The sequence below is a fragment of the Glutamicibacter sp. BW77 genome, assembly GCF_002332285.1.
Taxonomy (GTDB): domain Bacteria; phylum Actinomycetota; class Actinomycetes; order Actinomycetales; family Micrococcaceae; genus Glutamicibacter; species Glutamicibacter bergerei.
The window spans coordinates 1-4,187 of record NZ_NRGT01000026.1; the positions used below are offsets into that span (position 1 = coordinate 1).

General features: G+C 48.3%; 3 protein-coding genes. 2 read left to right on the forward strand and 1 reads right to left on the reverse strand.

Going from position 1 to position 4,187, the window contains the following annotated elements:
* The first annotated feature begins 139 nt into the window (after positions 1-139).
* The gene (locus tag CIK74_RS02535; RefSeq protein ID WP_096254212.1) at positions 140-2,194 is read left to right on the forward strand and encodes a heparinase II/III family protein; all 2,055 of its coding nucleotides are present in this window, start codon (positions 140-142) and stop codon (positions 2,192-2,194) included.
* Here CIK74_RS02535 and CIK74_RS18880 read toward each other — a convergent pair.
* Entirely contained in the window at positions 2,169-2,459 is a 291-nt protein-coding gene (locus CIK74_RS18880; RefSeq protein ID WP_141392845.1) for a hypothetical protein, read from the reverse strand. The genes CIK74_RS02535 and CIK74_RS18880 overlap by 26 nt on opposite strands.
* Positions 2,460-2,509: 50 nt before the next feature.
* Here CIK74_RS18880 and CIK74_RS02540 point away from each other — a divergent pair, with 50 nt between their 5' ends.
* On the forward strand, positions 2,510-4,099 hold the full coding sequence (locus tag CIK74_RS02540) for an IS1634 family transposase (RefSeq protein WP_205738227.1): 1,590 nt from the start codon (positions 2,510-2,512) through the stop codon (positions 4,097-4,099).
* Positions 4,100-4,187: the final 88 nt, after the last annotated feature.

Below are 4,187 nucleotides of genomic sequence, written 5' to 3' on the forward strand. Positions count from 1 at the left end.
TCGGGCTCACCACGCTAAAAATCGAAGAGCCCGTTTACCCTGTGCTAGTATCAGTAAAAATTAAAGGTACTTTTTATCTGGAAATTTTCCGGTTTATTCGATATTTGTTTCCTCTCGAAAAGCAGGAGGAACTGAAAGAATGGTGATTCTTTTGGAGCAAAGCATTAATGATGTTGACATACATGGTTCATTCGATCCTTCTGCAAGTCGAGACTACGTCTTAGGTAAATTAACTTCGTATTCATCGAAAGATTCGATTCAAGAACTTCGCACTTTTGCTAAAAACGGATCTGTACTTCATCCTCTCTGGGGTCGAATTCAGATATTTGATAATAAGGCAATACCCGTTTTCGAAAACAACAGCGTAAATCGTTATATTCATGGCTGGATATTTCTCAGCGGATGGTACGAATCACTAGAATCGTCTCTGGATAATCTCGACCAAGTCGAGAAGTTTGTACTTGAATGGATAAGTCAATACGGTTTAATTCAGAGAAATTACCCAAATTTCGTGATCATTTACCACGACGAAACCACTGCGCAACGCTTAAAGGCTGCAATTCGATTGCATCATATTTACTCCGCACGTGGTAGGAGTTATTTGACACTAAAACTAGAACGTCTTATGGACGAAACTGCAGCCCTTCTGGCCACAGAGGAATTTTATGCGGGGAAGAATAATCATGGAATGTTCCAGTCAAAGGCGCTAAGAGACTACGCTGTCTACGCCGATTGGACGGATGATTTTGTTAGATCTAAATATCTAAGCAAATCCCTAAAACAAATCTCTGAGTATTTCCAGTTTTCCTTCACTTCTGAGGGGGTCCACATTGAGCACAGTCCGTCTTATCACCTCATGGTATCTAGACACATTCATGAACATTCGCAATTCATGAGGGCGGCCTTCGGAAAGTGTCCGCCTGAACTCGTCAAATCGCTTAAAGACGCCGAGATACATATAATTCATTGCATTCAGCCAAACGGAGTATTCCTTCCCTTGAGCGATTCCGCGCAGGTTTCTCTCTTGGGTAAAAGGAACAATGTCTTCGATAGCGAGGAATTCGCTTACGCAACTTCCGCCGGCAAATTTGGCCGAGTACCCAATGCTCGAACTTTATCTGAACCAGAGTCTGGATACTTTTTCCACCGCACGTCCTGGGGTAATAGTTCGGCTGGATATCTTGCTTTTGTGGCAGCATACAATGGCGCCTATCACAAACACTCGGATGATCTTCACCTATATCTTTGGAAATATGGATACGAATTACTGACCGAGGCCGGTGCATTTGGCTACCAAATGGAAAAACCTATGGTGAAATTCGCTTTCAGCCAACATGCTCACAACTGCGTTGTCGTGGATCATAAATCCTTACCTCGGCACGACAGGAAATACGACCGTGTGAAAATGGGCGCATACAGCGTTGGTGAATCAGGAGATATATTAGTATCTGCCTCAAATTCAAGGTTCATCGATACGGTGCACAAAAGGACACTTAACGTTTCCGATGATCTGCAAGAGATCCGGGTGGAAGATCAGATAAACTCAGAATCGCATCACACTTACTCGTTAGTTTGGAATTTCGGTCAGTTTCTTGATATTTCAATCTTCGACAATCACGTCATCGGGTACATAAACTCTGTCCCAATTATTAGACTTGATTTTTCGGGTGCCATGATTGAAAAAATAATTCATTTTAATGGACGAGATGGAGCACGACCTCGAGGTTGGCGTTTTCCAAAATTGGGACATAAACTCGCGAATTCCCAAATTCAAGTTATATTTGAGGGAAAGTCTGAAACAATAATCACCAAGATCACCACTTATGACCGTGATGCAGAAAGACTAAAAAAAGCTGTCCCGAGCCACCATCTCCGAGAACTTTCGGTTCAAGCCTCATCGGACACCGTGAACTCTACTCCGGAGCCGGCAGCTGACAGCCAAATGGAACTGAACGCTATATTTGGTACCCTTCAGTGCCAAGATAATGTGATGTTCTTTCATCTACCAGGCAAAAGCACGCGTGCAGTTATCCGCTTTTACCGCGACAACCAGCTACTTCAAGAACACCGTGGCTTGGTTAAAAACTTTGCTTGGCCTGCCGAACAAAAGGGTAAATATCGTGCCCGGATATTCCCTAAGGGAATAAACAGTGCGATGAAACCTTTCACTACCGATTGGGTAATAGTGTCGTAGCTTCAGGATCAATACATCCTGAGCCTTTTAATTCGTGCATGTTGATACAGTAACAACCCACAATTTCATCTGAATTGTGGGTAACACCTCTAGGTACTCCACCTACAGAAAGCAAAAAGGCCATCATAAACTTTTCTGGATTTAGGGTGCCAAATAGCGCGAGTTGGAACCCATGTTTTAACGACTTGGTACCGCTGACCTGTTTCGTGCCACGGTTTGTGATTGAAAAACTCAATAGGTTGATGACCTGATTATTTGTTTTCACGACCAGGCCGAAATACTTACTAATAAATAGGTTCCCGGTACTCTGAAGCCATGGGTTCACGCTTCATCCGCAAGGTCCGCACCGCATCCGGCGCTGTTGCCGTGCAAATCGTTGATCAGTCTGGACGCGCCACCACCTCCGTGGAGCACCTTGGCTCAGCAAATACCGACGCTGAACTCGCCTTACTCCTGCAAACGGCCAAGCAGCGCCTTCATCCAGGACAACTTGCCTTTGACTTCGGAGACTTGGAACAAGAACCCGCAGCCTTAGAGGAAGTCTCCGACTGGACCAAAAACGCCGAGCTACCCGTTGAGAACACTGGCCGAGGAAGGCCAAAGACCGGCACCGTCGGAGCGGCCAAAGTTGTCGCGTCCCCAGCCGTGGAACTCTGGGAAATTCTCACAGCAGCCTACGCACGGCTTGGCTTCGAAGTCCTAGCTGACGAGGGGTTTCGCGCCATGGTTCTCGCACGGTTGATCGAACCAACGTCCAAGGCCGACGCGATCAGAGTGCTGGATGACATCGCGGCCCCGCACCCATCATTGCGGACCCTGTTCCGTAGCTTGCACCGTTGCCACGACTTGGATTACAAAGATGCGTTGGCCAAAGCCATGGTCGCCTACCGAACCCAGTCCGTGGGACTCGGCGCGATGATCATGTATGACGTTACAACTTTGCATTTTGAATCCAAAGACGAGGATGACCTGCGAAAAGTCGGCATGAGCAAGGAGCGCCGAGTCGACCCTCAAATCCAGGTCGGACTCCTGGTTGATCCGGCCGGATTCCCCTTGGAAATGCATATGCTTGCCGGAAACAAAGCCGAAACCACCACCATCGTTCCGGTCGTCCAAGCTTTCCAGCAACGTCACGGAATCACCGACATGGTGGTCGTCGCTGACGCCGGCATGCTCTCCGCTGCGAATCTGACCGCGTTGGAAGATGCCGGGTTCAAATTCATTGTTGGCTCACGCATGGCCAAAGCGCCCTATGACTTGCAAGAACACTTCGATACGAAAGGAAACCGTTTCGCCAACGGGCAGATTCTGGAATCGAAGCGAGTCATGGGCACCGGGGCTAAAGGCAGAGAACGACGAGTGATTTACCAGTGGTCTGCGAAGCGTTTCGTCCGGGATAACCGGAACATCAATCTCATGGAACGCCGCGCCATGGATATCGCCGAAGGTACCAGCCAGATGCGTAAAGCCCGATTCGTGAAAACAACTGGCAACAAGCCCGTGGTGGATGAGGGCAGAATTGAGCGAGCACGAATGCTGGCAGGGTTGAAAGGCTACGTCACGAACATCGAGCAGTCCGTGATGAAAGGGCAGCAAGTCCTTGATTCATACCATGACCTCTGGCAAGTCGAGGCGTCGTTCCGGATGACGAAGAGCGATTTGTCTGCGCGGCCGGTGTTTCACCGGGACGAGGATGCCATTGATGCTCATTTGACCGTGGTGTTCGCTGCGTTGGCTATTGGTCGGCATTTGCAGGAGCGCGCTGGGATGAGTTTGAAGCGGATTATTACTGAGCTGAAGTCTATTCGTTCAGCGAAGATCCAAGTCAAAGATGATTACGTCATTATCCCGGCTGAAGTTTCTGACGAGGTGCGGGCGCTGCTAGCGACGCTCAAACGGGACTGAAAGTACTTACTAAGCGTTTGGCACGAAACAGGCGTTGAAGACCTGTTCAACGTTGCGAAGCACGAGCTTGTGCAATTGGTCTGGAGCG